The following is a 26,055-nucleotide window of genomic DNA, read 5'->3' on the forward strand; positions in this document are numbered from 1 at the left end:
TGGACCCGGAGGTCGAGCTTGTCGAGACCCGGTCGCTGTGGGGAGGTCTCGACAAGCTCGACCACCGACGGACCAGGTCTCGACGGGGCTAGACGCCCGGGCTGTGGGTCAGGCTAGGACCGAGGTGATCGGTTGGGAGGAGTCGGCGGGGAGGTCCAGGGCGGAGGGGGTGCGGCCTCGTGCGACCATCTCTGCGCCGAGGGCCGCGACCATCGCGCCGTTGTCGGTGCAGAGGGCGGGGCGGGGGACGCGGACGCGGATGCCGAGCTTGGTGGCCCGCTCCTCCGCGAGGACGCGCAGGCGGCTGTTGGCGGCGACTCCGCCGCCGATGATGATGTCCTCGATGCCCTCGGAGGAGGCAGCGTCCAGGGCCTTCCTGACCAGGACGTCGACCACCGCCTCCTGGAAGCTGGCGGCGACGTCGGCGACCGGGACCGCCTCACCGCTGCGCTCCTTGGCCTCGATCCAGCGGGCGACCGCGGTCTTGAGGCCGGAGAAGGAGAAGTCGAAGCGGTGGCGCTCCAGGTCGCGGCGGCCGGTCAGCCCGCGCGGGAAGTCGATGGCGACCGAGCTGCCGGAGGTGGCGGTCCGGTCGATCACCGGGCCACCGGGAAAGCCGAGGCCGAGCAGGCGGGCGACCTTGTCGAAGGCCTCCCCTGCTGCGTCGTCGATGGTGGCACCCATCGGGTCGACGCCTTCGGTGATGTCGGTGACCTTGAGCAGGCTGGAGTGGCCACCGGAGACGAGCATCGCGACGCAGGGCTCGGGCAGCGGCCCGTGCTGGAGCTGGTCGACGGCCACGTGGGAGGCCAGGTGGTTGACCCCGTAGATCGGCTTGTCGAGCCCGAGCGCGAGCGCCTTCGCCGCAGCCACCCCGACGAGCAGGGCACCGGCGAGGCCGGGGCCTGCGGTGACGGCGATCGCGTCGACGTCGTGGAGCTTGATCCCCGACTCGTCGCAGGCGCGCTCGATGGTCGGCACCATCGCCTCGAGGTGCGCCCGGCTCGCGACCTCGGGGACGACCCCTCCGAAGCGAGCGTGCTCCTCGACGCTGCTCGCGATCGCGTCGGCGAGCAGCGTACGACCTCGCACGATCCCGACGCCGGTCTCGTCGCAGGAGGTCTCGATGCCGAGGACCAGGGGTTCATCGACGAGGGCACCAGTAGTCATGCCCCCATTCTGCCTTCACCCCCATGTCCGACCCCGCATCCGCCTGGCGCGACATGCCCGGTCGCAGGCGAACGAAAATTCGTTCGTGGGTCAGCAGGCGAACGAATTTTCGTTCGCCCGAGGCGACCCCGGTCTGATCACGAGCGCGTGAACAGGCTGGTCGGTCCTAGGCAGCCGCGCCGTCGCTCTGTTCCTCTCGCAGCGCTGAGTAGGCACCGGCCCAGATGTGTTGCGCGAGGTCAGCATCGATCGGATCGCTGGAGGCCAAGCGATCCCACAGCCCGGCGAGCAGGACCGTGAGGCGACCCGACTCGACGTCGGTGAGCTCGCGACCGATCGAGCAGCGGAACCAGAACCTGACGTCATGCCACAGATCCCGGACCGCTTCACCGACGTCGTCGTTCGTTCGAGCGAGCTCCTCGAATCCCAACCACGCTCGAAGGAAGAAGAGGTCGTCCTCGCTCACGGCAAGGTACCCATCCCAACCTCGGGCGTTCACCCGTTGAGCGACCTGAGTCCAGTAGATGCCCGCAAACCCTGCCGCCGCGTAAGGCAGCATGCTCTGCTGGCCGCCGACAGTTCAGTCCGACGCCAGCTCCAGCGCCAGCACGATCCCCGTCGCGCCGTCGCGGTAGTAGCGCTCGCGACGGTCGATCTCGACGAAGCCGGCCCGGTCGTAGAACTCGATCGCCCCGGCGTTGTCCTCGCGCACCTCGAGCAGGAGCCGGTCGGCACCTTCCCGCCGCGCGAGGTCGATCGCCGAGGTCAGGAGCAGCCGGCCGATGCCTCGCCGGCGATGCTCCTCGGCGATGGCGATCCGCTGCAGCTCGGCGATCTCGTAGACCACGCTCACCAGGGCGTGGCCCACCACGGTGTCCTGCTCGCCGTCCGCGACCAGGATCCGTACGGTCGGCATCTTCCCCCCGATCGCCACCTGCAGGTAGTCGACCGTCCAGGCGTCGTCGGGGAACGCCTCGAACTCCAGCGCGGCGATGACCTCGACGTCCTCCGGCTCGGCCGGGCGTACGGTCACCTGGGGTTCACCGGCTTCGTCGGCGCCTTCTGCTTCTTCAGCGCCGCCTGCTCGATGGCGTCGGGGCGGCGCAGGTAGAGCGGCTCCGGATCCATCAGCTCGACCCGCTCCTCGGCAACAGCCCGCGCCAGCCATCCGGCCGAGGGCCGTTGCGGACCGACCGGCGTCGGGAACGCATCGGGATACAGCCGCGCCCCCTCACCCACCACCGGCGCAGAGGTCGCGACCTCCGCCGGCCGAGCGACCACAGGCCCCTCCAGCCGCGCCCCATCCTCGTCGTACGAGGCCAGATAGACCTCCTTGCGCCGAGCATCGGTAGCCACGAAGAACGACGACACACCGGTGGTCGAGCTTGTCGAGACCACCCCAGAAGCAACAGCCTCCACGGCCAACACATCCAACGAACAAGCCGCGTAGATCGGAATCTCCAGCGCGAACCCCAGCGTCCGCGCCGTGACCAGCCCGACCCGCAACCCGGTGAACGGCCCCGGCCCAGCACCGACCGCAACAGCCGTCAGATCCTGCCGCACGATCCCAGCCGTGCCCAGCACCTCAGAGATCAACGGCGCGAGCTGCTCACCGTGCTTCATGGTGCGATCGGAGACGACCTCGGCGACGACGTCGTCACCGTCGTGGAGCGCCACGGTCACCTGCGGCGTGGCAGTGTCAAAGGCGAGAAGCACAACTCACACCCTAGAGCGCGCCTCAGAGCGCACTGAGATCCACGCCGTGCCAGCGCGGCCCGACGGGCACGATCTCCACCCGCCGCGGGTCCGCACCGTCCGGCGCCTCGACCAGATCCAACGGAGCCTCGTCGGCCTCGGCACGTACGATCCGGATCTCCAGTCGCGACTCGGAGAGCCCCTCGGCCAGGCCCTCGCCCCACTCGACGACGGTGACCGCGTCGTCGAGATCGGTGTCGAGGTCGAGGTCGTCGAGCTCGTCGATCCCACCGAGCCGGTAGGCGTCGACGTGAACGAGCTCCGGTCCGCCGACGGTCGAGGGGTGCACCCGGGCGATCACGAAGGTCGGCGAGGTGATCTCGCCGCGCACCCCGAGACCGGCCCCGAGGCCCTTGGTGAAGGTGGTCTTGCCGGCGCCGAGGCCGCCGGAGAGGACGAGTACGTCGCCGTTGGTCACGTGCACGGCCAGCCGGTGACCGAGCTCGAACATCGCCTCGGCGTCGAGCGCCTCGACGACGTGCTCGTTGAGCGGCCGGTGGAGCCGCACCGCCGGGGACTCGCGGGAGATCTCCCGGAAACCCTGCCGCTCCCAGAACCGCAGCGTCTCCGGAAGCTCCTCGCGGGCGATCACGGCGAGGTCGTCCAGCCCCTGCGCGCGGGCGATGCCGGCGGCGTACGTCACCATCTTGTGCGCCACCCCATGACCCTGCTGATCAGGCAGGACGGCGAATCGGCGCAACCACATGGTCGCGTCGACGGGATCCATGACGACCGCGCCGACAGCGGCCCCGTCCAGGCGGGCCAACAGGCCACCGAAGCCGGCGAGACGCTCCTTCATCGACCCTTCGGTCTCGGCCAGGGCGTCGGCAGGCGGGTCCAGCGGCGGACGGGCGGAGAAGGCGACCCGGACGACACCGAGGACCTCGGCGGCGGCCTCCGGTCCGACCCGCTCGAAGACGAGCGTCATGCCGAGGCCGCATCCCGGGTGGCTGCGGCGAGCAGCTGGTCGAGCTCGGCGTTGACCTGGCCGTGGCGTTCGAGGATGACCATGTGGCCGGCCTTCTCGCACTCGACGAGCCGCGACCCCGGGATGTAGGAGTGCAGCTTGCGGCTGTGGCCGATCGCGGTGAGCCGGTCGGCGGTGCCGCAGATGACCGTGGTCGGGACGCGCCCCATCGCGGTGACGCTCGAGAACTTGTCGAGCGAGCGGAAGGCCGGGAAGAACTCGGCGACCACCTCGAACGGCGTCTGCGAGAGCAGGCTGTCGACGAACCGGACGTACGCCTCGGGCACCTCGTCTCCGAAGGCGAACTGGTCGGTGAAGACCGTCGCCACCGAGGCACCCATCGCGCGGACCCGGTCGACGACCGAGTGTCCCCGGGCCAGCGTGCGCACGGTGCGGTTGGCGATGCCGCCGGCCAGCTTGGCCGGCAGCACGGGGATGAGCAGCCGGCTCGGGTCGAGCCCGCCGGCGGTGGTGGAGATCAGCGCGACACCGATGATCCGGCCGTCCTCGCTGCGCGGGGCGAACAGCTCAGGGTGCTCCTCGGCGAGCGCCGCGATCGTCATCCCGCCCATCGAGTGGCCGACCAGGATGACCGGGCCTTCCGGCACGACCGCGTCCAGCACGCGGAGCAGGTCGTCACCGAGCTGGTCGATGGTGGCGTTGCCGAGGGAGGACCGGCCGCTGCGGCCGTGGCTGCGCTGGTCGTAGAAGACCGACCGCACCAGGCCGCGGTAGGCGGCGCGCTGGAAGTGCCAGCAGTCGAGGTTGAGGCAGTAGCCGTGCACGAAGACCAGCGTCACCCCGCTCGCTCCGCCCTTGTGGGCGTGGGCGGGGTCGACCTCGTCGACCTCGACATGGAGAGGTACGCCGTCGGAGGTGACCACGGTGACCGGAGCCGACCGCAGCGTACCGAGCGGGGTCCGGTCCTCGGGCCGCTCCTCTATGGCACGGCGGCGCTTCTTGACCACCACGGCGCCACGGGCCGCGGCGGCGACCGCTGCCGCCCCCAACGTGCCGGCCGCGATCGAACCGATCCGTCCTGCGATGCTCATCTGTCGGCGCCTTCCTGCTCGGTGTCGACGTGTCGCCGCTTCATCCGTCCTCCGATCCGGGTGACGACCTCGTACGCGATCGTCCCGCTCGCCTCCGCCCAGTCCTGGGCGGTCGGCTCGCCGTCGGCACCAGTACCCCACAGGACCACCTCGGAGCCGGGTTCGACCTCGTCGGACCCGAGGTCGATCACGACCTGGTCCATGCAGACGGTGCCGCGCACGGGCCGGCGGGCTCCGTCGACCCACACCTCGGCACGGTTCCCGGCGCTGCGCTGGATCCCCTCGGCGTAGCCGGCCGGGACGACCCCGACCGTCGTCGGCTCCTCGGCGACCCAGGTGTGGTTGTAGGAGACGCCCGCACCGGCCTCGATCTGCTTGACCATCGCCAGCTCGGCGCGGACGGTCATCGCCGGGACGAGCCCGAGCTCCGGCCACGGTGAGCCCCCGACACCGGGCGCCGGGTCGATGCCGTACGTCGCGATCCCGACCCGCACCAGGTCGAATCTGGCGCCGGGGCGCAGCAGGGCGCCCGCGGAGTTGGCCAGGTGACGCACCTCGGGCCGCAGCCCGGCGTCGGCGGCGATGGCGAGCGCCTCGGCGAAGACCTTCTCCTGCGACTCGTTGGCCGGGTCGTCGGGGTCCTCGCTGGACGCGAAGTGGGACCAGATGCCGGTGACCCGGATCGCCCCCTCGGCCTCCAGGATGCGCGCCCGCGCGACCATGTTGGTCCACTCGGCGAAGGAGGAGCCGCCACGGGAGAGGCCGGTGTCGATCTTCAGCTGCACCCGCGGGATGCTGCCCAGTGCGTCGCCGGCCGCGGCGAACTTCTCCAGGTCGGCGATCGTGTAGGCGGTGACGTCGATGTCGGCGGCGATGAGCTCCTCGGCGGGCTCGCTCGGCATGATCAACCAGGCGAGCAGACGGCCGGTGTCGCCGGCCGCGCGCAGCGCGAGGGCCTCGTCGGCCGATGCCACGCCGAGCCACTCGGCACCGCCCTCGCGAGCGGCCCGCCCGGCCTCGACCAGACCGTGCCCGTAGCCGTCGGCCTTGACCACCGCCATCAACGGCGTACGCACGTGCTCCCTCAGCCGCGCGACGTTGTTGCGGATCGCAGCGAGGTCGATGACGATCTCGGCTCGCCGAAGCGGAGCCCGAGTCGTTGGGCTCGGTGACATGGTGTCAAGGGTAGTTGGCGAACCGCTGTTCACCGGGAACGGGGCGAGACTGCGGGAAGCGACCGGATCACCGCCGGGATGGCCGAGGCCACCCCGCTCGCGGTGACCGGGCCGCCCGCGCTCGCCAGCGTCGCCGCCGCGCCGTGCAGCCAGGCACCCGCCGAGGCGGCGTCGATCGGCGCGAGCCCGGCGGCGAGCAGTGAGCCGATCAGCCCGCCGAGCACGTCGCCCGAGCCGGCGGTGGCCAGCCACGAGGTGCCGGTGGTGTTGACCCGCACCGGCGTGGCGGGGTCGGGCGAGGCGATCGTCGTGCGGCGCCCTTTGAGCAGCACCACGGCGTGGTAGCGCTTGGCCGCGAGCCGTGCGTAGTGCAGCGGTCGAGCCTCGACGTCGGCCCGGTCCTCCCGGATCAGCGCGGCGAGCTCGCCCGCGTGCGGCGTCAGGATCGCGGGCACGCCGAGCGGCCCGGTCAGCGCGCGCAGGCTGTCGGCGTCGATCACCAGGGGTACGCCGCTGGCCCGCGCGAACGCGAGCGCGCTGTTGGCGCCGTCGGCGCTGCCCGAGCCGACCACCCAGGCCTGTGCCTGGCCGTCGCCGACGACCTCCGGGTTGTGGCGCTTGACCCACTCCGCGGCGGTGCCGACGTAGCGGACCATCCCGGCCAGGCCGGTGTTCGCTCCGGAGACCGCCAGCAGCGCGGCTCCGGGGTAGGTGGCGCTGCCGACCCGGAGGCCGACCACGCCGCGGGTGTACTTGTGGCCGTCGGGCGCGGGCCGCGGCACCAGCGCCGCGACGTCCTCGGCCTCCAGGCTCTCCACGGACGGTGCCGGCAGGTCGAGCCCGATGTCGACCAGCTCCACCCGGCCGCTCGCCGAGGCGGCCGGATCGAGCAGATGACACGGCTTGTAGGTGCCGAAGGTGACCGTCAGGTCGGCGCTGACGTGCGACCCGTCGACCTCTCCGGTGTCGACGCAGACCCCGCTCGGGGTGTCGACGGAGACCACCGGGGCCCCTTCGAACATCGCCAGCGCCGCCTCGGCCTCCGCCCTCAGCCCTGGCTTCCCGCCGATCCCGACGATCCCGTCGACAACAACATCGGTCCCCCCGGAGGTCGATCCTGTCGAGACCCCTCCAGAGGCCACCGTCCCCCCAGCAGCACGCAGAGCAGCAACCCCACCCTCGTGCGCCCGATCCGACAGCAGAACCGCCTCGACCCGCGCCCCACGCCGCGCCAGGATCGCCCCGGCGTACAACGCGTCTCCGCCGTTGTCGCCGCTACCGACGAGCAGAGCGACCCGGCTGCCGTAGGCGCCACCGCGACCCCGCTCGCGGAGGAAATCGATGATGGCGTACGCCAGACCGGCCGCCGCGCGCTGCATCAGCGCGCCTTCTGGCAGGTCGGCCATCAAGGCCTTCTCTGCCGCTCTGACCTGCTCGACCGAGTGCGCACGCCGCATGGCCCCAGCGTACGCGGCCGCTCAGTCCTCCAGGACGACCATGGCCGAGGCGATGCCGGCGTCGTGGGACAGCGAGAGGTGGACGGTGGCCACACCGAGCTTCCTCGCCTGCTCCAGCACCGTGCCGCGCAGCTCGAACCGCGGCTGCCCCGACGCCTCCGAGATCACCTCGGCGTCATGCCACTCCATCCCCTGCGGCGCGCCGAGCGCCTTGGCGAGCGCCTCCTTGGCGGCGAACCGGGCGGCCAGCGAGGCCATCGGCTTCGTCGCCTCGGCCTCGGTGAAGAGCCGCGCCCGCAACCGCGGCGTACGCTCCAGCGACTCCTCGAACCGCGCGAGGTCGCAGACGTCGATCCCGACTCCGAGGACGGCCATCACTCGACCGTAACGGACTTCGCGAGGTTGCGCGGCTGATCGACGTCGTAGCCGAGCTCGGTGGCGAGCTGGCAGGCGAAGAGCTGGAGAGGTACGACCGCGACCAGCGGCTGCAGGAGCACCGGCACCTTCGGCAGCCGGATGATCGTGTCGGAGACCGCGTCGACCGAGTCGTCGCCCTCCTCGACCAGCGCGATGGTCCGCGCGCCACGAGCCCGCACCTCCATGATCCCGGAGCGCATCTTGTCGTGGAGGAAGTCGCGGCCGCGCGGGGGCACGATGCACCAGATCGGCAGGCCCTCGTCGACCAGCGCGATCGGGCCGTGCTTGAGCTCACCGGCGGCGAACCCCTCTGCGTGCAGGTAGGCGAGCTCCTTGAGCTTGAGCGCACCCTCGAGCGCGACCGGGTAGCCGGCGTGACGGCCCAGGAACAGGAACGCCCGGCGGTCGGCGTACTCCTTGGCGAGCTCGTAGACCTCCGGCGCCGTCTCCAGCACCTGCTCGACCGCGGCGGGCATCGCCTCGAGCTGGGTCATCACGCCGTCGATCTCGTCGCCGTACATGGTGCCCTTGACCTGCGCCAGGTAGAGCGCGAGCAGGTAGCAGGCGACCAGCTGGGTGACGTACCCCTTGGTGGACGCGACGCCGATCTCCGGGCCGGCGTGGGTGTAGATGACCGCGTCGGACTCGCGCGGGATCGTGGAGCCGTTGGTGTTGCAGATCGCCAGCACCTTGGAGCGCTGCGAGCGCGCGTGGCGGATCGCCTGCAGGGTGTCGGCGGTCTCGCCGGACTGCGAGATGGCGACGACGAGGGTGGAGTTGTCGAGGATCGGGTCGCGGTAGCGGAACTCCGAGGCCAGCTCGACCTCGACCGAGATGCGGCACCAGTGCTCGATGGCGTACTTCGCCACCATGCCCGCGTAGAAAGACGTCCCCGCGGCGATGATGATGATCTTGGTGACCTCGCGCAGCTCGTCGTCGGCCAGGCGCATCTCGTCGAGGTGGAGCGACCCCGAGGCCGTACGCCGCCCCAGCAGCGAGTCGGCCACGGCCCGCGGCTGCTCCAGGATCTCCTTGCGCATGAACCAGTCGTGGCCGTCCTTCTCGGCGGCGGCGAGGTCCCAGTCGACGTGGAAGCGGCGGCCCTCGGCCGGGGTGCCGTCGAAGTTGGTGACGGTGGCGCCCTCGCGGGAGATCGTGACGACCTGGTCCTGGTCGAGCTCCAGCGCCTCGCGGGTGTGCTCGATGAAGGCGGCGACGTCGGAGCCGAGGAACGACTCGCCCTCGCCCAGGCCGACCACGAGCGGGCTGTTGCGGCGGGCGGCGACGACGCGCGAGGGGTCCTCGGCGTCGATCGCGACGAAGGTGAAGGCACCCTCGAGGATCGAGCAGACCTTCTGCATCGCGACGGTCAGGTCGGCCCCGCCGACGACCTCGCGCTCGAGCAGGTGAGCGGCGACCTCGGTGTCGGTCTGCGAGGCGAACTCGTGGCCCTCGGACTCCAAGGACGCGCGCAGCTCCGCGAAGTTCTCGATGATGCCGTTGTGGACGACCGCGACCCGCGCGGTGCGGCCGACGTGGGGGTGGGCGTTGTCGTCGGTCGGGCCGCCGTGGGTCGCCCAGCGGGTGTGGCCGATGCCGGTGGTGGCCGCGGGCAGCGGGGTGTCGGAGATCGCCTTCTCGAGGTTGGCGAGCTTGCCGGCCCGCTTGTCGACGGCCAGCCTCCGGTCAGCGATCAGCGCGATCCCGGCCGAGTCGTAGCCGCGGTACTCCAGACGCCGCAGGCCATCGATCACGACGCCCTGCGCCGACCGGTCTCCGACGTACCCAACGATGCCGCACATGGCCGATGATCCTACGGCTCTCGTGGACCCCAGCAGGAAGCGGCGGCCACAGTGCGTAACAATCGTTGCCATGTCACACCCCGGGCCACACGGCGATGACCGCGTCTCCTCGCCCTACGTGGAGCTCGACCGCAGCGCATGGGCCGAGCTCGCGACGGAGACCGAGAGTCCGCTGACCGAGGCGGAGATCGAGTCGCTGCGTGGCCTCGGCGACCAGATCGACCTCAACGAGGTCGAGGAGGTCTACCTGCCGCTGAGCCGCCTGCTCAGCCTCTACGTCAGCGCCTCGGACCGGCTCCACGACCAGCAGGAGCTGTTCCTCGGCAAGACGATGCCGGAGCGTACGCCGTTCGTGATCGGGGTCGCCGGGTCCGTCGCGGTCGGCAAGTCGACCACCGCCCGCGTGCTCCAGCAGATGCTCGCCCACTGGCCCGAGCACCCCAACGTCGCCCTGGTCACCACCGACGGCTTCCTCTACCCCAACGCCGAGCTCGAGCGCCGCGGCCTGATGGACCGCAAGGGCTTCCCCGAGTCGTACGACCGCAAAGCGCTGCTCCGCTTCCTCGTCGACCTGAAGTCCGGCGAGGACGAGGTGCGCGCGCCGATCTACTCACACCTGACCTACGACGTCACCGACCAGACCGTCACCGTCAAGAAGCCCGACATCGTCATCCTCGAGGGGCTCAACGTCCTGCAGCCCTCCCGGGTCCGCGCCGACGGCACCATCTCGCTCGGCCTCTCCGACTTCTTCGACTTCTCCGTCTTCGTCGACGCCGACTCCCGCGACATCAAGCAGTGGTACGTCGAGCGCTTCCTGCGCCTGCGCGAGACCGCCTTCCGCGACCCGTCCTCCTACTTCACCAAGTACGCCGCGCTCTCCCACGACGAGGCCGTCACCCGCGCTACCGAGATCTGGAACGAGATCAACGGCCCCAACCTCCGCCAGAACGTCCTTCCCACCCGCTCCCGCGCCACGCTCGTGCTGCGCAAGGACCGCGACCACTCGGTGCGGTATGTGAGGTTGCGGAAGATCTAGGGGGCGGGTCTTCCAGGGATACCCGGTCGACCGGGTATTCATGGGGCCAGAGTGACGGATGATCACAAAGCGAGCCGCACCCGCACGACATCAGCGAGCCGCTCGGCGCACGCCTCGGCCTCGTGGTGCGTAGGGGCCTCGACCATGACGCGTACGAGGTTCTCGGTGCCGGAGGGGCGCAGCAGGATGCGGCCGGAGCCGGCGAGGGTCTTCTCCTCGGTGGCGATGGCCTCGAGGAGTCCGTCATCGGTCTTGGAGCGGGTCTTGTCGACGCCCTTGACGTTGAGCAGGACCTGCGGGAGGCGGGTGACGACGGAGGCGAGGTCGGCGAGGGTGCGGCCGGTGGAGGTCATCCGCTGCAGCACGTGGAGGGCGGTGAGGATGCCGTCGCCGGTGGTGGCGTGCTCGCTCATGATGATGTGGCCGGACTGCTCGCCACCGATGGCGTAGCTGCCGCGGCGCATCTCCTCGAGCACGTAGCGGTCGCCCACGGCGGTCTGCTTCACGTGGACGCCCGCCGCGTCCATCGCCTTGACGAAGCCGAGGTTGCTCATCACCGTGACGACCACGGTGTCGTCGGGGAGCCGGCCGGAGTCGTGGAGACCGAGGGCGAGGATCGCGATCAGCTGGTCGCCGTCGACGAGGTTGCCGTCGCCGTCGACGGCGAGGCAGCGGTCGGCGTCGCCGTCCCAGGCGAATCCGACGTCGGCGCCGTGCTCGACGACCGCCTTCTGCAGCATCTCCGGGTGGGTCGAGCCGACACCGTCGTTGATCGAGAGGCCGTCGTTGGCGTCGTTGATCGCGATCACCTTGGCGCCCGCCTGGTCCAGGGCGAGCGGGCCCGCCGCCGCCGCTGCGCCGTTCGCGCAGTCGACGACGACGGTGAGGCCGTCGAGGCGCTGCTCGAGCGTGGAGACCAGGTGGGCTGCGTACGTCTCCACCGGGTTCTCGTGGGCGGAGATCCGCCCCACCGACGCGCCGGTCGGGCGGTCCCAGGGCTCCTCGAGATGGGCCTCGATCCGGTCCTCGAGCTCGTCGTCGAGCTTGTGCCCGCCGCGCTGGAGGAACTTGATGCCGTTGTCGGGCATCGGGTTGTGGGAGGCCGAGATGACCACACCGAGGTCGGCTTGCAGGGCCGCGGTGAGGTAGGCGACCCCGGGCGTCGGCAGCACGCCGACGTCGATGACGTCGCAGCCCGCCGAGGCCAGGCCACCGGCGACGGTGGCCTGCAGGAACTGCCCGGAGATGCGTGAGTCGTTGCCGACGACCGCCAGCGGTTTGCGTCCGCTGCCGGAGCCCCGGAGCTCCTCGGTCAGGACCAGCGCCGCGGAGGTCGCCAGGTTCTGGGCGAGCGAGGCGGTCAGGATCTCGCCGTTCGCGAGACCGCGAACCCCGTCAGTGCCGAAAAGGCGTGCCACGTCCGTGTGACCTTCTTTCGTACGTCGGCCCCCGCCCGAAAAAGAGTTGGGGTGCCTCGGCGAGCCGAGGCACCCCAACAATGCTAGGCGATCGTGTGGTCGATCAGCGCTTGCTGAACTGCGAGGCCTTGCGGGCCTTCTTGAGACCCGCCTTCTTGCGCTCCACGACGCGGGCGTCGCGCGTCAGCAGACCGGCCTTCTTCAGCGTCGGGCGGTTGGCCTCGACGTCGACGTCGTTCAGGGCACGGGCCACACCGAGACGCAGCGCGCCGGCCTGGCCGGCGATGCCGCCGCCGTCGATACGGGCGATCACGTCGAAGCGACCCTCGAGCTGCAGCGCGGCGAACGGCTCGTTCGCGATCTGCTGGTGCAGCTTGTTGGGGAAGTAGTCCTCGATGGTGCGACCGTTGATGGTCCACGAGCCGGTGCCCGGGACGATCCGGACGCGGGCCACGGACTCCTTGCGGCGGCCGGTGGCGGCAGCCGGAGCGATGGTCGCCGGACGCTCAGGAGCGTCGGCGCCCGGGGCGCTCTCGGAGGTGTAGGCGAGGCCCTGCTCGTCGGTCTCGAAGGTCTCCTCGACCTCTGCGGTGTTCTCAGTCATGTTCTGGTCCTGGCTCACTGGGCGATCTGCTTGATCTCGAACGGAACGGCCTGCTGCGCGGCGTGCGGGTGCTCAGGGCCGGAGTAGACCTTCAGCTTCTTGAGCATCTGACGGCCGAGCTTGTTCTTCGGCAGCATGCCCCACACCGCCTTCTCGATCGCCTTGCGAGCGTCCTTGTCGAGCACCTCACCGATCGGGGTCGCCGTCAGACCGCCCGGGTAGCCCGAGTGACGGTAAGCCAGCTTGGTGGTCTTCTTGTTGCCGGAGAGGGAGACCTTCTCGGCGTTGATCACGATGACGAAGTCGCCGGTGTCCGCGTTGGGCGCGAAGATCGCCTTGTGCTTGCCGCGGAGGAGCTCGGCGACCTGGACAGCGAGGCGGCCGAGACGGACGTCGGTCGCGTCGATCACGAGCCAGGCGCGCTCGATGTCGCCCGGCTTGGGAGCGTAAGTACGCACGTGTGCCTTCTTAGTTCGTAGTGCCCGCCCAGCGGATGCAGGGCGAGATGGTGCTTCGTGGCTTCTGACGAACACGGCCCGGCTTGCCCTGTCCCCGGGAGGTCCCAGCGACAGTCATCCGGATCTGCGCCCCTGACCGTGCGACGGTTCTCATCGAACCTGATCAGGACGCGGCAGGAGTCACGACCGATCTAGGTTACGAGTCTCCGCGCAGCCGAGACAAATCAAGACGTACGCCGCCAGGACCGCGCCCGGCGACGTACGTCTCGATGCTTCCCGATGACCGGCAGCCGTCAGTCGGCGCCGACCTCGCCCACGGGAGCGAAGGCGTCCTCGTCGACCTCGGCCACCGCCGGGCCCTCGCGCGGCACCGCGGGCAGCTCCTGCGCAGGTTCCTTCACCGGCGCGTCGTCGCCACCGAGGACGACTGCGCCGAGGACCCCTCCGACGAGCGCCAGCAGCACGACGCCGGCGGCGACGACGGCTGCGACGACGGCCACGAGCTTACGGCTGAGCCTCACACCAGCACCCGGTACTGCACGCCGACCGAGTACTTCTTCACGTCGTAGCGCGAACCCGACTGCAAGCCGGAGACCCACCAGACCGAGGCGCAGTACTTCGTCGACCTGCGGTCGGCGATCAGCGCGTTCGGGCTGGCGACCGAGGCCATCGTCTTCCACTTCACCGAGTTGCCGAACTGGTGGCGCTGCGCCAGCGTCCAGTCACCCGAGGTGCGCGGCTTGTAGAGATGGGTCACCAGGTAGACGTCCTTGGAATAGCCCTTCGGCCGTCCGCCGTAGTGCTTCACCGTCAGGTTGCGGTAGTTGCCGTCGAACGACCTCGGCAGGCACGTCACGCTGTCGGTGATCACCCGCGACTTCGCGGTGTTGCCGCCTCGGCACTTGACGTTGGACCGGAATCCGCGCGAGCCCGCCCAGTCCTTGCGTGCGGGCGCCTTGAGGCTGGAGCAGGAGCCGACGTACTTGGCGTCGAGCGCGGCCTTGGGGGTGATCTTCTTGTAGAAGGTCTTCCAGACCAGCTTCTTCCAGGAGACCGTGACGGAGGTGATCTTCGTGGTCTTGTTCCCGGCACCGTCGGACAGCACGGCCCGGATCGTGTACGTCCCGGTTGAGACCCGGGAGCCCGACTTGTTGAGGCCGTTCCACCTCGGCTGCGCGTAGTGGAGAAGGTCCTCGGAGCCGCTCCAGGTCAGCTCGCCGGAGCCGATGGTCCGGATCGCCGTCCCGGCGCTGTTCAGGACCTGCACGGTGTAGCCGTACTGCTCCCAACCGCCCTTGATGGTCACCGCGAACGTGTCTCGGTAACCGTCCTTGGAGGGGTAGAAGGTGGTCAGGTTGCGGCTCCATGTGAACGACGGGCGGGTGTTGTCGAGCGCGATGACGCTCGAGGAGATGTCGGAGCCGGTCGCGCCGTCCGCGGTCGCGGTCGCCTGGACGCGGAGGCGGTAGTAGCCGTCGGCGGCGGTGGGCGCCACGACAGTCATGCGTGCCTGGCCCTGCTCATCCGTCACCAGCGCCACCGGGGCGGACGGCTCGCCGACCGCCGTCGACGACTCGTCCACCCACTGCCAGACGACCTCGACCGCCGCCGACGGGCGGTCGAAGAGGTTGATCCGAGCCGAGAGGGACACCCCGCTACGGCGCGGGGCGTCGTCGATGTAGACGCCGACGTTGAGCAGCGGCCCGGTCTCCGTCGCGGTCAGCGGGGTGGTCTCGGACGGCTCCGGATCGGTCGACTCTGATTCGGCCGGCTCCGATTCGGTCGGCTCCGATTCGGTCGGCCCCGGGATCGTCTGCTCCGGAACAGTCGATTCAGAAACAGTCGGTTCCGGAACAGTCGGCTCCGGAACAGTCTCCGGTTCGGCCGTCGCCGTCGACGCCGGATACGAGGCGGGCGACGGGATCTCCGTCGCGAAGGCCGGCACCGCCGGCACGATCAGGGCGACGGCAGCAGCCGCCACCAGTGCGCGGATGCGCATCTGTGGTTCCTCCGAAATTCGTTCACCCGAGATGGCGACGGGTCGCCGTCGCTGCCAGAGAACGCGAGGCGAGACCGAGATGGCTGAGCGAAACCTATACCTCCGGATGCACCTGTGAGGGCCGCATTCACCGCAGTGTCACCGACCCGAGGACGAGCCGGTGACGGGGATGGGACTTGTGGCGTAGCCTGATCGTAGGATTGTCTGACAATCAGATGATTCTGACTGTGACCCCGAGACGCCCCACGAGATGGAGGAGTGCGATGACCCTGCTCAACGAGGCCCAGGACACCGCTGCGACCAGCCTGACCCCCGCCGCCTTCGCGGCCGCCGAGGCGCACTCCGCGCACAACTACCACCCCCTCGAGGTGGTCATCAGCCACGCCGAGGGTGCCTGGGTCACCGACGTGGACGGTCGCCGCTGCCTGGACATGCTGGCCGGTTACAGCGCCCTGAACTTCGGTCACGGGCACCCGGCGCTCCTCGCGGCGGCCCGTGAGCAGCTCGACAAGGTCACCCTGACCTCGCGTGCGTTCGTGCACGACCAGTTCGCCGAGTTCACCGGCCGCCTGGCCGCGATGTGCGGCAAGGACATGGTGCTGCCGATGAACACCGGCGCCGAGGCGGTCGAGACCGCGATCAAGGTCGCCCGCAAATGGGGCTACGACGTCAAGGGCGTTCCAGCCGACAAGGCCGAGATCATCGTGATGGGCGGCAACTTCCACGGCCGCACCACCACCATCGTCGGGTTCTCCGACGACGCCGACGCACGCGACGGCTTCGGCCCGTTCGCCCCCGGCTTCGTGATGGTCCCCTACGCCGACCTGGCCGCGATCGAGGCGGCCATCACCCCCAACACCGTGGCCGTCCTGGTCGAGCCGATCCAGGGCGAGTCCGGGGTCGTCATCCCCGCCGACGACTTCCTGACCGGCCTGCGCGAGCTGTGCACCCGAGAGAACGTGCTCTTCGCCGCCGACGAGATCCAGGCCGGCCTGGGACGTACCGGTTACACGTTCGCCTGCGACCACGCCGGCGTGAAGCCGGACATGTACATCCTCGGCAAGGCCCTCGGCGGCGGCATCGTCCCGGTCTCGGCGGTCGTCGCCGACCGCGACGTGCTCGGCGTCATCGGGCCGGGCCAGCACGGCTCCACCTTCGGCGGCAACCCGCTCGCCTGCGCCGTCGGCACCGCGGTCATCGACCTGCTCGAGACCGGCGAGTTCCAGGCCCGCGCCGAGAAGCTCGGCCACATCCTCAGCGACCGCCTCCTTGCCATGGTCGGCAAGGGCATCGTCGGCTTCCGCGCCCGCGGCCTGTGGGCCGGCGTCGACATCGACCCCGCGATCGGTACGGGTCGTGAGATCTGCGAGCGCCTGCTCGCCCGCGGAGTGCTCGCCAAGGACACCCACGGCTCCACCATCCGCCTCGCGCCGCCGCTGGTCATCGCCGAGGAGGACCTCCACTGGGCCCTCGACCAGCTCGAGGCGGCCGTCTCGGCCTGACCCGCCGTCCAGAGGTAGCGCGGAGGTGTAACACGCTGTTACACGGACTATCCGGTCGTTCAGAACGACCGGATAGTCTTACGAACAGCGTGTTACACCTCGCCGAAGCGCGAATCAGTCGACCGCGGCCAGGTCCGCGGCGACCTCGTCCGCTGCCGCGACGGAGACCTCCTGCAGCCCGCGGATCAGTTCGGTGCAGGACTCCGTGTACATGTCAGGTGTGAGCGTGACACCGTCCAGGCTGCCGTTCGACAGCAGGATGTTGACCGCCCGGTGGGCGGGTACCCCGATGGCTCCATCGCTCGCGGTGTCGAGAGTGATCTCGTCGAGGGCCTTGCGCTGACCCTCCGAGGTCGCGGTGTAGAAGTCCGCGAGCGATCGCCGCCAGGTGGCCTCGGCCGCCCTGAGCTCGGCGAGCTGTGTCTTGTTGAGAGGCATCTCGCCCGCGAGGCCATTCGCCTGCGCGACCTCGCGCTCGGCGAGCGCCCGCCTCATGATGATCCGCTCCGCGCCGAACGACTCGTAGGCCGGGCGCAAGTGACCCAGCGCCTCGATCTCGGCGTCGATCTTGGCATCACCGACCACCGGCACCAGCGTCGAGATCGTGAGGAGGTTGTCGGAGAGCGACGAGTAGGCCAGCAGCCCCTCCACCAGAGTCTCCTGCATGCGGACGTCGGTACGCGTCTTCGGCAGGGCATCCAACGACCGCCGGGCCACCGAGATGGCATCCGCGAGCGGCTGGTCCGCTTCGACGTCGATCTGCTCCGCCTTCGCGGTCCAGGTCGTGACGGACTCATCGGTCTGCTCCTGCAGCGGCCTCATGATCACGTCGGGGACGCCTGCTTCGGCGGCGTCGCGCTCGAGCAACAGGTTGATCGCCAGGTCGAACGTGCTGGGCAGGGCTTTCACGACAGACTCGGCCTGACGCACCGACGTGCTCGACGGTGCGGTCGGGGAGCCTGCCGGGTCGGCGGCGCGGTCGGAGGCCAGCGGCCCCAGCGCAGCACCGGCGACGCCGAGGACCGCGACTGCCAGGGCGGTCCCGGCAGCTGCGACGACCCGGCCCCGGAGGGCGCGGCGGCGTCCTCGACGGAGATCGTCGGCAGGATCGGAGGGCGGCACCGGCGCGGTGGCGCCGAGGCGGTAGAGACCCTCACCGAGCAGGACGTCATCGGATGTGTTCATCGCGGGCCTCCCTGGGGAGCGTGGTGGGGGCGGAGGGCGTGGCGGAGGTTGGTCAGGGCGGCCGACGTCTGGCTCTTGACCGTGCCGGTGCTGATGCCGAGGTCCGCAGCGGTCTCCTCGACCGACAGACCCCAGTAGTGGCGCAGCACCACGACGCGGCGCTGACCTGCAGGAATGGCGCGCAGCGCGGCCCAGAGCTCGTCGACGTCCTCGGTCGCCGGGCCGCTCGGAGCCGGGCGGTCGGCGATCTCGCCCACCCGCTCACGCCGCCACGGTCGACGACCCTCGTCGAGATGGCTGTTGACCAGCACCCTGCGTACGTAGGCGTCGACGCTGTCGGCCTTCCGCACCTTCCGCCACGCCGCGTACACCTTCGACAGCGTCAGCTGCACGATGTCCTCGGCGCGGTGCTCGTCACCGCACAGCAGGTAGGCCGCGCGAAACAGATGCGCGCGTCTCTCCCTGACGTAGGCAGTGAACTCCTCGTCCCGACTCAAAGGTCTCCTCCTCCGGTTCCTACCCCCGACGCCCTACTGACGTAGCCGGCTCTCGATCGGTTGGGACGGATGCACTCAGGTCTCCAGCGAGTCGAGCAGCATCGGGAGGGATCCGGCCAGGAGACCGAGGAGATCCTCACGCGACAGACCCGCGGGGTCCTTCTTCCAGGAGAGCACCAGCTCCTCCGACATCGCCAGCCAGCCGCGGACGACCAGGCGAGCGGCGGGAGTGTCGGGTACGAAGTCGGGGGCTGCCTCGAAGATGCGACCCCCGAGCGCCCCGAAGGCGTCGTCGTAGATCTCGCGCAGCACCGGGTCGCTGGCCGCGCCCCGGACCATGGAGACGTAGCCCTCGTAGTTGGCGTCGACGAAGTCGACATAGGCGGCCATCGAGTGCAGCAGCCGCTCGACCGGTTCCCCGGTCGCCGGCGGCTCGGTCTGGGCGACGAGGGCCTCGGCCGCACGCCTCACGACCGCCTCGCGGAAGGCCGTCTTGTCGCCGAAGTAGTGGTAGAGCAGCCCGCGCGAGATGCCGGCCTCGCGCGCCACCAGGTCGATGGACATCTCGTCCAGCGAGTGGTGGGCGAAGAGGCGAATGCCCAGGTCGAGCAGCTGCTCGCGGCGCTGCTCGGGCGTCAGTCTCGTCCGTTGGCTCATGTCGACCAGTCTATTGACAGACGTTCAATAGGCAAGAATACTCTCGGTATGACCACTGCTGACCTCACCCATGTCGACCACCTGATCGTCGGTGCCGGCTTCGGAGGCCTGTGCGCGGCGATCAAGCTCGAGGAGGACGGCGAGCGCGACTTCGTCGTCATCGAGAAGGGGTCCGGCGTCGGCGGGACCTGGCGCGACAACACCTACCCCGGCGCCGCCTGCGACGTGCCCAGCCAGCTCTACAGCTACTCCTTCGCGCTCAACCCCGACTGGTCGATGAGCTTCTCTCCCCAGCCGGAGATCGAGGCCTACATCAACAAGGTCGCCGACGAGTCGGGCACGCTGGACCGTTTCGTCTTCGACACCGCGATGACCGCCGCGACCTGGGACGAGACCCGCCAGCGCTGGCTCGTCGAGACCGAGGGCCCGACCGGCGCGAAGACGTACGCAGCGACCACCCTCATCGCCGGCCCCGGCGCGCTCAGCGAGCCGCGGCTGCCCGACATCGAGGGCATCGGCGACTTCCAGGGCGAGATCTTCCACTCCGCGAAGTGGAACCACGACGTCGACCTCACCGGCAAGCGCGTCGCGGTGATCGGCACGGGTGCGAGCGCGATCCAGATCGTCCCGGAGATCCAGAAGAAGGCCGCGCACCTCGACGTCTACCAGCGCACCCCACCCTGGGTCCTCCCCCGCAACGAGCACCGCTACTCCAAGCTCGAGAAGGCCGCCTTCCGTCACGTGCCCGGCCTCCAGCGCGCCGCACGCGCGGCGGTCTACTGGGGCCTCGAGGTCCGTGTCCTCGGCCTCGCCGTGCAGCCGAAGCTCACCAAGGCCCACGAGCTGATGGCCCGCAACAACATCCGCCGCGGCATCAAGGACCCCGAGCTGCGCCGCAAGGTGACCCCCGACTACACCCTCGGCTGCAAGCGCACGCTGATCTCCAACGCCTACTACCCCGCGCTGGACTCCGACAACGTCGACCTCATCACCGACGGCATCGAGCGGGTCAGCGAGAACGCGGTCGTCGCCAAGGACGGCACCAGCCGAGAGATCGACGTCCTGGTCGTGGCGACCGGCTTCTACACCACCGACCTGCCCATCGCGCACGCGATCACCGGCAGCAAGGGCCGCACCATGGCCGAGCGGTTCGCCGAGGTCGGGATGAGCGCCTACAAGGGCACCACCGTCCCCGAGTTCCCCAACCTCTTCTTCGTGGTCGGCCCCAACACCGGCCTGGGCCACTCCTCGATGGTCTTCATCATCGAGTCGCAGGTGGCCTACATCCGCGACGCGATCCGCACGATGCGTACCAATGCGTACGCCACCGTCGAGCCCACCGAGGACGCCACCTCGGCCTGGAACGACGACCTGCAGCGCAAGATGGCCGACACGGTCTGGTCCGACGGCGGCTGCGCGTCGTGGTATCTCGACGAGCACGGCCGCAACACCACCCTGTGGCCGAGCTTCACCTTCCTGTTCCGCCACCTGACCAGCAAGTTCGATGTCGACAAGTACGTCGTGACCGCAGCCTCGACGGTCTCGACCACCGATGAGGAGAGTGTCCCCGCATGAAGTCCTTCGACGACAAGGTAGTCGTACTCACCGGAGCCGGCTCCGGCATCGGCCGCGCCCTCGCGGTCGACCTCGCCGGCCGTGGCGCCCGGCTCGCCCTCTCCGACGTCAACGAGGCAGGCTTGGCCGAGACCGTCGACCTGGCCAAGCAGGCCGGCGCCCGGGAGATCAGGTCGGACCGGCTCGACGTCGCCGACCGCGAGGCCTTCCGGACGTACGCCCAGACGGTCATCGACCACTTCGGCACCGTCAACCTGGTGATCAACAACGCCGGCGTCGCGCTCTCGGGCCGCATCAACGACCTCGACTGGGAGGACATCGACTGGATCATCGGCATCGACTGGTGGGGCGTCGTGCACGGCACGAAGTTCTTCCTCCCCGCCCTGATCGAGTCCGGCGACGCCCACATCATCAACATCTCCTCGCTGTTCGGTCTCGTCTCGATGCCCGACCAGGCGTTCTACAACGCCGCGAAGTACGCCGTCCGCGGCTTCACCGAGGCCCTGCGCGAGGAGATGCTCATCGACGGCCACAACGTCGGCGTCACCTCGGTCCACCCCGGCGGCATCAAGACGGCCGTGGCCCGCTCCGCCCGCGTCTCGGCCAAGGACGACCAGGCCGCGACCGCGAAGTTCTTCGACGAGAAGCTCGCCAAGATGGAGCCCGAGCGCGCCGCCGAGATCATCATCAAGGGCATCGAGAAGAAGCAGGCCCGCGTGCTCGTCGGCCTCGACGCCCACGTCATCCACAACTTCGGCAAGTTCACCGGCTCGCGCTACCAGGACCTGATCGCCTTCGGCGCGAAGTACGTGATGCCCAAGAAGAATCACTGAGGCTGGACGTCGCGTTCGAGCCGGCTGTGTTGGTCTCGACACGCCTTCGCCTAGCGGCTCCGGCGGCTCGACCAGCGCGGATTCCCGTCCGCCGTCGGTCGAGCCGCGAGCGCCAGCGAGCGTGTCGAGACCAACACGGCTCGTTAGCGCTTCGTTCGACCGCGTGGGTCTCGACAGGCTCGACCACCGATACCTGAGCTCGACCGCCGGGGAGACCACCGGATTCCGGGCGCGCGACCGTAGCCGGTCGTGGCAGATTGGCCCCATGGCACGCTTCGAGGCAGGCACTCAGGTCCGGGTCGAGATGACGAAGTGGGGCAACAAGCCTCACTGGGGCTTCGACGGGATCTATCTCGGTGAGGACGAGCACGGCGAGTGGCTGGGTCACCCGGTCGGCACCGCGTTCGCCCGGCCGGGCCGGGGCTGGGTGGCCGACTGGGCTTCGGTGAGCGTGGTGCCGCACCGCGACGCCGCCCACTACGCGGCGTTCAACCGGCCCAACGACAAGGTCAGCTCGGAGATCTACGTCGACATGTGCACCCCGCCGGTGTGGCAGGACTCCACGCTGACCTGCATCGACCTCGACCTCGACGTGGTCAGGAAGTTCGACGGCAACGCCTACATCGTCGACGAGGACGAGTTCGAGCAGCACCAGCTCGAGTACGGCTACCCGCCCGAGATCATCTCGATGGCCGAGGACTCCGCCGAGCGCGTCTTCCTGGCGGTCAAGGAGGGCCGGGCGCCGTACGACACCACCCCTGAGCGCTGGTTCGAGGCGCTGGGCCGCCATCGATGACCGTCGCTCACCCGCCCGACTTCGTGGAACGTCGCAGCGGTCCAACCAGGCGCGGGCCCGAGAGCCGCGTCTCGATGCGCCAGGCCCGCCGCTGTAGCGGCTGGGCGATGTATTCACCCAGGATCACGCCGGAGGCCAGCGCCAGCGCGACCGAGGCGGCGGTGAAGAGCGCCACCAGGCCGACCGAGGTGGTCGCCGGGGTCTCCTGCGCGAGCATGGAGAGACCTCGGTAGATGGAGTAGCCGGGCAGGAACGGCACGGCTCCGGAGACGACGATGACCAGCGGCGGCACCTTCAGCCGGGATGCGACCGAGTAGGCCACCAGACCGACGAACAGGGACGCGACGGCGACCCGCCAGGTGCGCCCCACGTCGCCGGGCACCGCCACCGAGAGGGCCACGGCACCGGCGGCCACGAACGCGATCGGGATCAGGGTGCGGGGAGGAGCGTAAGCGGCGTACGCGAAGGAGGCCGCGGCGGCAGCGCCGCCCAGGACGGAGACGGTGATCGACTGGAGCGAGCTGGCGCCGGTCGACACCGAGGCCACGATGTCCACGCCGATCGCTCCCGCGAACACGAGACCACCCGTGACACCGGCGATGATGCCCGCGGTGGAGACCAGCGCCTCCATGATCCGGGCACTGGCGGTGACGTGGAAACCTGTCAAGGCATCCTGCAACGCACCCATGAACGCGATGCCCGCCAGCATCACGGTGATGTTGGCCGTGATCGAGCTGGAGACGTCGAGGTTCAGGGGCAGGGTCGCGGCGACGACCGCGATCAAGGTGGCCAGCCCGGCGCCGGCGACCTGCAGGTAGAACAACGGCAGCTCCCAGCGGCGTGACATGAAGTACTGGAGCTGGTCGATCGCGGCACCGGAGATGAGGGCCAGGGTGGCGACGCGAAGGTCACCACCGAGATAGATCGTGATCGTGCCCGCCATCATGGCGATGCCGAGCGTGACCGCCCATCGCGGACGCCGGTGGCCGCCCGAGACGATGCGGCCGAGCTCGATCCGCGCACCCTGGAGGTCGATCTCGTTGCTGACGATCTTGCGGACCAGGTGGTCGACGGCGGTCAGGTGGTCGTAGTCGGTGGTCCGGTTCTTCACCTGGCGGGTGGTGTGGATCGGGATCGCCTCGGGGTCGGCCTGATAGCTCATCGCGAGGCTCGTGTAGGTGACGTCGACCTCGGCCCCGCGCAAGCCCAGATGCTGGGAGAGCGACCTCATCGTCGCGGTCACGTCAGCAGCCCCGGCACCGGTCGACATCAGGAGCTCACCGACGCGTAGGCAGAAGTCCAGAGTCAGGTTCACCTCGCGCGCGTCCACCGTCAAATGGTGCCATTGCAAAGGCGAACGACAGGCATTCACGATGCTCGACAAACGGACGTTCGCAAGGGACGCTCAGAACATGCGGATCGACTTCCATCCCTCCCCTCGGCCGACCCTCGGCGTCGAGTGGGAGCTCGCGCTCGTCGACCGTGAGACACGTGACCTGGTCAACGTCGCCGACCACCTCTTCGCGCGGGCCAAGGCCCGGGTCCCGAGCCCCGAACGCATCCACAAGGAGCTGCTGCGCAACACCGTCGAGATCGTCACCGGCATCTGTGAGACGGTCGAGGAGGCCGTCGACCAGATCCGGGCGACGACCGCCGGGGTGGCCGAGGCCGGAGACGATCTCGGGGTCGACCTCTTCGGCGCCGGCACCCACCCGTTCGCGTCCTGGACGACGCAGGAGCTCTCCGCCGGCCATCGTTACCAGGAGCTCATCGACCGCACCCAGTGGTGGGGCCGGCAGATGCTCATCTGGGGCGTGCACGTACATGTCGGCCTCCCCGAGCGCGATCGGGTGCTGCCCGTGCTCAACGGCCTGCTCACCTACTACCCGCACTTCCAGGCGCTGAGCGCCTCCTCGCCGATCTGGGCCGGCGTCGACACCGGTTACGCGTCCAACCGGGCGCTGATGTTCCAGCAGTTGCCGACCGCCGGGCTGCCGTTCCAGTTCTCGACGTGGCAGGAGTTCGAGGCGTACGTCTCGGACCAGACGGTCACCGGCGTGATCGAGGACATCAGCGAGGTGCGCTGGGACATCCGGCCCTCGCCGAAGCTCGGCACGATCGAGAACCGGATCTGCGACGGGATCGCCAAGGTCGACGAGCTGGCCGCGATCGCCGCGCTCGCCCACTGTCTCTGCGTCGACCTCGACCAGCGGGTGGCCGCCGGGGAGCCGGTGGCGACGATGCCGCCGTGGCACGTCCAGGAGAACAAGTGGCGGGCGGCCCGTTACGGCCTGGACGCCATCGTGATCCTCAACGACGCCTCCGAGGAGCGGCTGGTCACCGACGACCTCGCCGACCTGCTGACCCGGCTCGAGCCGGTGGCCGCGCGGCTGGGCTGTGAGAAGGAGCTGGCCGGCGTGCACGACATCATCCGCCAAGGCGCCTCTTACCAGCGCCAGCGTGCGATCGCGGCCTCCACCGAGGGCGATCTGGTCGCGGTCGTCGACTCGGTCGTACGTGACCTGCGCGGGTCGCTCTAGGAGCCGTCGGAGCCCTCGGAGCCGCGTGGCGGCAGCGGCGGCAGGGCGTCGGTCGCCTCGAACTGCCCCATCCCGGTGACCCCGAGCAGGTCGACGATGATCGAGCGGAGCTGGACGAGGATCACCTCGGCGTTGAGCGAGTCGGAGCGCTGCACCAGGCCCGTCTGCTCACCGATGTGGAGCAGCACGGCCCTGGCCTCCTCGCTGAGCCCGTCGGGGCTGCGCCCGGCAGCGAGCTCGGCCTCGACGACGTCGACGGCGTCGGCGATGCCGAAGGCCAGCCGGTAGTACTCCTCAGGCACGATGTCGCCGCGGTAGGCCGAGACGGCTGCCCTTCGCACCATCACGCGGGTGCTCCGCAGGGCGCGGTCGAGCGGTTCGACGAGCTCGGCGACCCGGTGGACGTGGCTGCGATGTCGGAACCGGAACGGCGAGGAGGTGAGCACGGACATGCCCTCCTCGGCGGCGTCCTGCAGCTCGCGGATCAACGGGTCGGTGGCGCGGGCGTCGGCGAGGACCTTGAGCCCGTAGACGGCGTCGGCGTCGAGCATCACCTGGCCGCCGGCCCGCAGCAGCGAGGCGATCTTCTTGGCCACGACCGCCGCCTGCTCGCCCGGTCGCCGCAGCGGCGCGGCGGGCACGATGGAGGCGGCGACCAGCGCGACCGCACCGCCGATCAGCGCGTCGGTCCAGCGGGTGAAGGCCGCGCCGGGCGTCGGCAGCAGCCCCATCACGAAGATCGACTGCACCGCGGCCTGGTTGCGGAAGACCTGACCGGAGGAGATGAAGATGCCGACGACCATGGCCATCGCGACGACCAGGGTCATCTGCCAGGCGCCCTCGCCGATGATCTGCACGACGATGTCGCCGAGGAAGACGCCGAGGGCGACCCCGATCGTCACCTCGGTGACCCGCCGCAGCCGCTGCCCGTAGGAGGTGCCGAGGCTGACGACCGCGGCGATCGGCGCGAAGACCGGCTGCACGTGGCCGAGCAGGCCGGCCGCGATGAACCACGCCACCCCGGCCGCGCCTGCGGCCTGCAGCACGTGCCACCGCTTCGACCTCAGCCGCGCCAACCGCCTGCGTACGTCGGAGCGCACCTGCTCACGTGAGACCCGTGAAGCAGTGAACGCCATGCGCAGATCTTAAGGGCAGCGGCG

General features: G+C 69.9%; 26 protein-coding genes. 6 read left to right on the forward strand and 20 right to left on the reverse strand.

The window, feature by feature from the left end:
• Positions 1 to 108 precede the first annotated feature (108 nt).
• The 10 genes from tsaD to glmS form a co-directional block, all read right to left on the reverse strand.
• Positions 109 to 1,170 (reverse strand): tRNA (adenosine(37)-N6)-threonylcarbamoyltransferase complex transferase subunit TsaD, encoded by a 1,062-nt coding sequence (gene tsaD / locus IEY81_RS16855; protein WP_189119652.1) that lies wholly within the window; start codon positions 1,168 to 1,170, stop codon positions 109 to 111.
• Between the two features lie 166 nt (positions 1,171 to 1,336).
• A complete protein-coding gene (locus tag IEY81_RS16860) occupies positions 1,337 to 1,729 on the reverse strand; it encodes a hypothetical protein (RefSeq protein ID WP_189119653.1) in 393 nt (130 codons plus the stop codon).
• Positions 1,730 to 1,750: 21 nt separating this feature from the next.
• Positions 1,751 to 2,203, reverse strand: coding sequence for a ribosomal protein S18-alanine N-acetyltransferase (gene rimI, locus IEY81_RS16865; RefSeq protein WP_189119654.1), 453 nt, complete (start codon positions 2,201 to 2,203; stop codon positions 1,751 to 1,753).
• Positions 2,200 to 2,886, reverse strand: a complete 687-nt coding sequence (tsaB, locus tag IEY81_RS16870; RefSeq protein ID WP_189119655.1) for a tRNA (adenosine(37)-N6)-threonylcarbamoyltransferase complex dimerization subunit type 1 TsaB — start codon at positions 2,884 to 2,886, stop codon at positions 2,200 to 2,202. Before tsaB ends, rimI begins: the two co-directional genes overlap by 4 nt.
• 22 nt (positions 2,887 to 2,908) lie before the next feature.
• Entirely contained in the window at positions 2,909 to 3,853 is a 945-nt protein-coding gene (gene tsaE / locus IEY81_RS16875) for a tRNA (adenosine(37)-N6)-threonylcarbamoyltransferase complex ATPase subunit type 1 TsaE (RefSeq protein WP_189119656.1), read from the reverse strand.
• Positions 3,850 to 4,944 (reverse strand): alpha/beta fold hydrolase, encoded by a 1,095-nt coding sequence (locus tag IEY81_RS16880; RefSeq protein ID WP_189119657.1) that lies wholly within the window; start codon positions 4,942 to 4,944, stop codon positions 3,850 to 3,852. The genes tsaE and IEY81_RS16880 overlap by 4 nt, the downstream gene beginning before the upstream one ends.
• Positions 4,941 to 6,119: an alanine racemase gene (gene alr / locus IEY81_RS16885; protein ID WP_189119658.1), complete on the reverse strand. Its 1,179-nt coding sequence runs from the start codon at positions 6,117 to 6,119 to the stop codon at positions 4,941 to 4,943. Before alr ends, IEY81_RS16880 begins: the two co-directional genes overlap by 4 nt.
• Before the next feature lie 29 nt (positions 6,120 to 6,148).
• Positions 6,149 to 7,576 (reverse strand): bifunctional ADP-dependent NAD(P)H-hydrate dehydratase/NAD(P)H-hydrate epimerase, encoded by a 1,428-nt coding sequence (locus tag IEY81_RS16890; RefSeq protein WP_189119659.1) that lies wholly within the window; start codon positions 7,574 to 7,576, stop codon positions 6,149 to 6,151.
• Positions 7,577 to 7,597: 21 nt separating this feature from the next.
• Positions 7,598 to 7,951 carry a holo-ACP synthase gene (locus IEY81_RS16895; protein WP_189119660.1) on the reverse strand — a complete coding sequence of 118 codons (354 nt, stop codon included), beginning with the start codon at positions 7,949 to 7,951 and terminating at the stop codon, positions 7,598 to 7,600.
• Entirely contained in the window at positions 7,951 to 9,795 is a 1,845-nt protein-coding gene (gene glmS, locus IEY81_RS16900) for a glutamine--fructose-6-phosphate transaminase (isomerizing) (protein WP_189119661.1), read from the reverse strand. Before glmS ends, IEY81_RS16895 begins: the two co-directional genes overlap by 1 nt.
• A 70-nt stretch (positions 9,796 to 9,865) precedes the next feature.
• On the opposite strand from glmS, the gene coaA reads away from it, so the two are divergent.
• Positions 9,866 to 10,831: a type I pantothenate kinase gene (gene coaA / locus IEY81_RS16905; RefSeq protein ID WP_189119662.1), complete on the forward strand. Its 966-nt coding sequence runs from the start codon at positions 9,866 to 9,868 to the stop codon at positions 10,829 to 10,831.
• Between the two features lie 62 nt (positions 10,832 to 10,893).
• Here coaA and glmM read toward each other — a convergent pair whose 3' ends face one another.
• From glmM to IEY81_RS16930, 5 genes are all read right to left on the reverse strand, one after another.
• Positions 10,894 to 12,249 carry a phosphoglucosamine mutase gene (gene glmM, locus IEY81_RS16910; RefSeq protein WP_189119663.1) on the reverse strand — a complete coding sequence of 452 codons (1,356 nt, stop codon included), beginning with the start codon at positions 12,247 to 12,249 and terminating at the stop codon, positions 10,894 to 10,896.
• A gap of 103 nt (positions 12,250 to 12,352) precedes the next feature.
• Positions 12,353 to 12,853: a 30S ribosomal protein S9 gene (gene rpsI / locus IEY81_RS16915; RefSeq protein WP_189119664.1), complete on the reverse strand. Its 501-nt coding sequence runs from the start codon at positions 12,851 to 12,853 to the stop codon at positions 12,353 to 12,355.
• Positions 12,854 to 12,867: 14 nt separating this feature from the next.
• Positions 12,868 to 13,311, reverse strand: a complete 444-nt coding sequence (rplM, locus tag IEY81_RS16920; protein ID WP_008362447.1) for a 50S ribosomal protein L13 — start codon at positions 13,309 to 13,311, stop codon at positions 12,868 to 12,870.
• A gap of 293 nt (positions 13,312 to 13,604) precedes the next feature.
• Positions 13,605 to 13,832, reverse strand: a complete 228-nt coding sequence (locus tag IEY81_RS16925; RefSeq protein WP_189119665.1) for a hypothetical protein — start codon at positions 13,830 to 13,832, stop codon at positions 13,605 to 13,607.
• A complete protein-coding gene (locus IEY81_RS16930; RefSeq protein ID WP_189119666.1) occupies positions 13,829 to 15,310 on the reverse strand; it encodes a hypothetical protein in 1,482 nt (493 codons plus the stop codon). The genes IEY81_RS16925 and IEY81_RS16930 overlap by 4 nt, the downstream gene beginning before the upstream one ends.
• A gap of 263 nt (positions 15,311 to 15,573) precedes the next feature.
• Between IEY81_RS16930 and rocD the strand changes: the two genes are divergently transcribed.
• Positions 15,574 to 16,812 carry an ornithine--oxo-acid transaminase gene (rocD, locus tag IEY81_RS16935; RefSeq protein ID WP_229787938.1) on the forward strand — a complete coding sequence of 413 codons (1,239 nt, stop codon included), beginning with the start codon at positions 15,574 to 15,576 and terminating at the stop codon, positions 16,810 to 16,812.
• A 114-nt stretch (positions 16,813 to 16,926) separates the two neighbouring features.
• Here the strand turns inward: rocD and IEY81_RS16940 are convergent, their stop codons facing one another.
• The 3 genes from IEY81_RS16940 to IEY81_RS16950 all read right to left on the reverse strand — a co-directional run bounded on the left by IEY81_RS16940 (position 16,927) and on the right by IEY81_RS16950 (position 19,151).
• On the reverse strand, positions 16,927 to 17,997 hold the full coding sequence (locus IEY81_RS16940) for a nitrate- and nitrite sensing domain-containing protein (RefSeq protein WP_189119667.1): 1,071 nt from the start codon (positions 17,995 to 17,997) through the stop codon (positions 16,927 to 16,929).
• Complete coding sequence (locus tag IEY81_RS16945) at positions 17,994 to 18,494, reverse strand: SigE family RNA polymerase sigma factor (protein ID WP_189119668.1); 501 nt, start codon at positions 18,492 to 18,494, stop codon at positions 17,994 to 17,996. The genes IEY81_RS16940 and IEY81_RS16945 overlap by 4 nt, the downstream gene beginning before the upstream one ends.
• Positions 18,495 to 18,569: 75 nt before the next feature.
• A complete protein-coding gene (locus IEY81_RS16950; RefSeq protein WP_229787939.1) occupies positions 18,570 to 19,151 on the reverse strand; it encodes a TetR/AcrR family transcriptional regulator in 582 nt (193 codons plus the stop codon).
• A gap of 48 nt (positions 19,152 to 19,199) precedes the next feature.
• On the opposite strand from IEY81_RS16950, the gene IEY81_RS16955 reads away from it, so the two are divergent.
• The 3 genes from IEY81_RS16955 (at position 19,200) to IEY81_RS16965 (ending at position 22,355) form a co-directional block, all read left to right on the forward strand.
• On the forward strand, positions 19,200 to 20,726 hold the full coding sequence (locus IEY81_RS16955; RefSeq protein WP_189119669.1) for a flavin-containing monooxygenase: 1,527 nt from the start codon (positions 19,200 to 19,202) through the stop codon (positions 20,724 to 20,726).
• Positions 20,723 to 21,559 carry an SDR family NAD(P)-dependent oxidoreductase gene (locus IEY81_RS16960; protein ID WP_189119670.1) on the forward strand — a complete coding sequence of 279 codons (837 nt, stop codon included), beginning with the start codon at positions 20,723 to 20,725 and terminating at the stop codon, positions 21,557 to 21,559. The genes IEY81_RS16955 and IEY81_RS16960 overlap by 4 nt, the downstream gene beginning before the upstream one ends.
• Before the next feature lie 265 nt (positions 21,560 to 21,824).
• The gene (locus IEY81_RS16965; RefSeq protein WP_189119671.1) at positions 21,825 to 22,355 is read left to right on the forward strand and encodes a DUF402 domain-containing protein; all 531 of its coding nucleotides are present in this window, start codon (positions 21,825 to 21,827) and stop codon (positions 22,353 to 22,355) included.
• Positions 22,356 to 22,362: 7 nt separating this feature from the next.
• Here IEY81_RS16965 and IEY81_RS16970 read toward each other — a convergent pair whose 3' ends face one another.
• On the reverse strand, positions 22,363 to 23,685 hold the full coding sequence (locus IEY81_RS16970; RefSeq protein ID WP_229787940.1) for a threonine/serine exporter family protein: 1,323 nt from the start codon (positions 23,683 to 23,685) through the stop codon (positions 22,363 to 22,365).
• An 82-nt stretch (positions 23,686 to 23,767) separates the two neighbouring features.
• On the opposite strand from IEY81_RS16970, the gene IEY81_RS16975 reads away from it, so the two are divergent.
• Positions 23,768 to 24,895, forward strand: a complete 1,128-nt coding sequence (locus IEY81_RS16975) for a glutamate--cysteine ligase (RefSeq protein WP_189119673.1) — start codon at positions 23,768 to 23,770, stop codon at positions 24,893 to 24,895.
• On the opposite strand, the gene IEY81_RS16980 is transcribed toward IEY81_RS16975, so the two are convergent.
• Complete coding sequence (locus IEY81_RS16980; protein ID WP_189119674.1) at positions 24,892 to 26,031, reverse strand: FUSC family protein; 1,140 nt, start codon at positions 26,029 to 26,031, stop codon at positions 24,892 to 24,894. The genes IEY81_RS16975 and IEY81_RS16980 overlap by 4 nt on opposite strands.
• Between the last annotated feature and the right edge of the window lie 24 nt (positions 26,032 to 26,055).

This window comes from Nocardioides luteus, from assembly GCF_014648595.1.
GTDB classification, from domain to species: domain Bacteria; phylum Actinomycetota; class Actinomycetes; order Propionibacteriales; family Nocardioidaceae; genus Nocardioides; species Nocardioides luteus.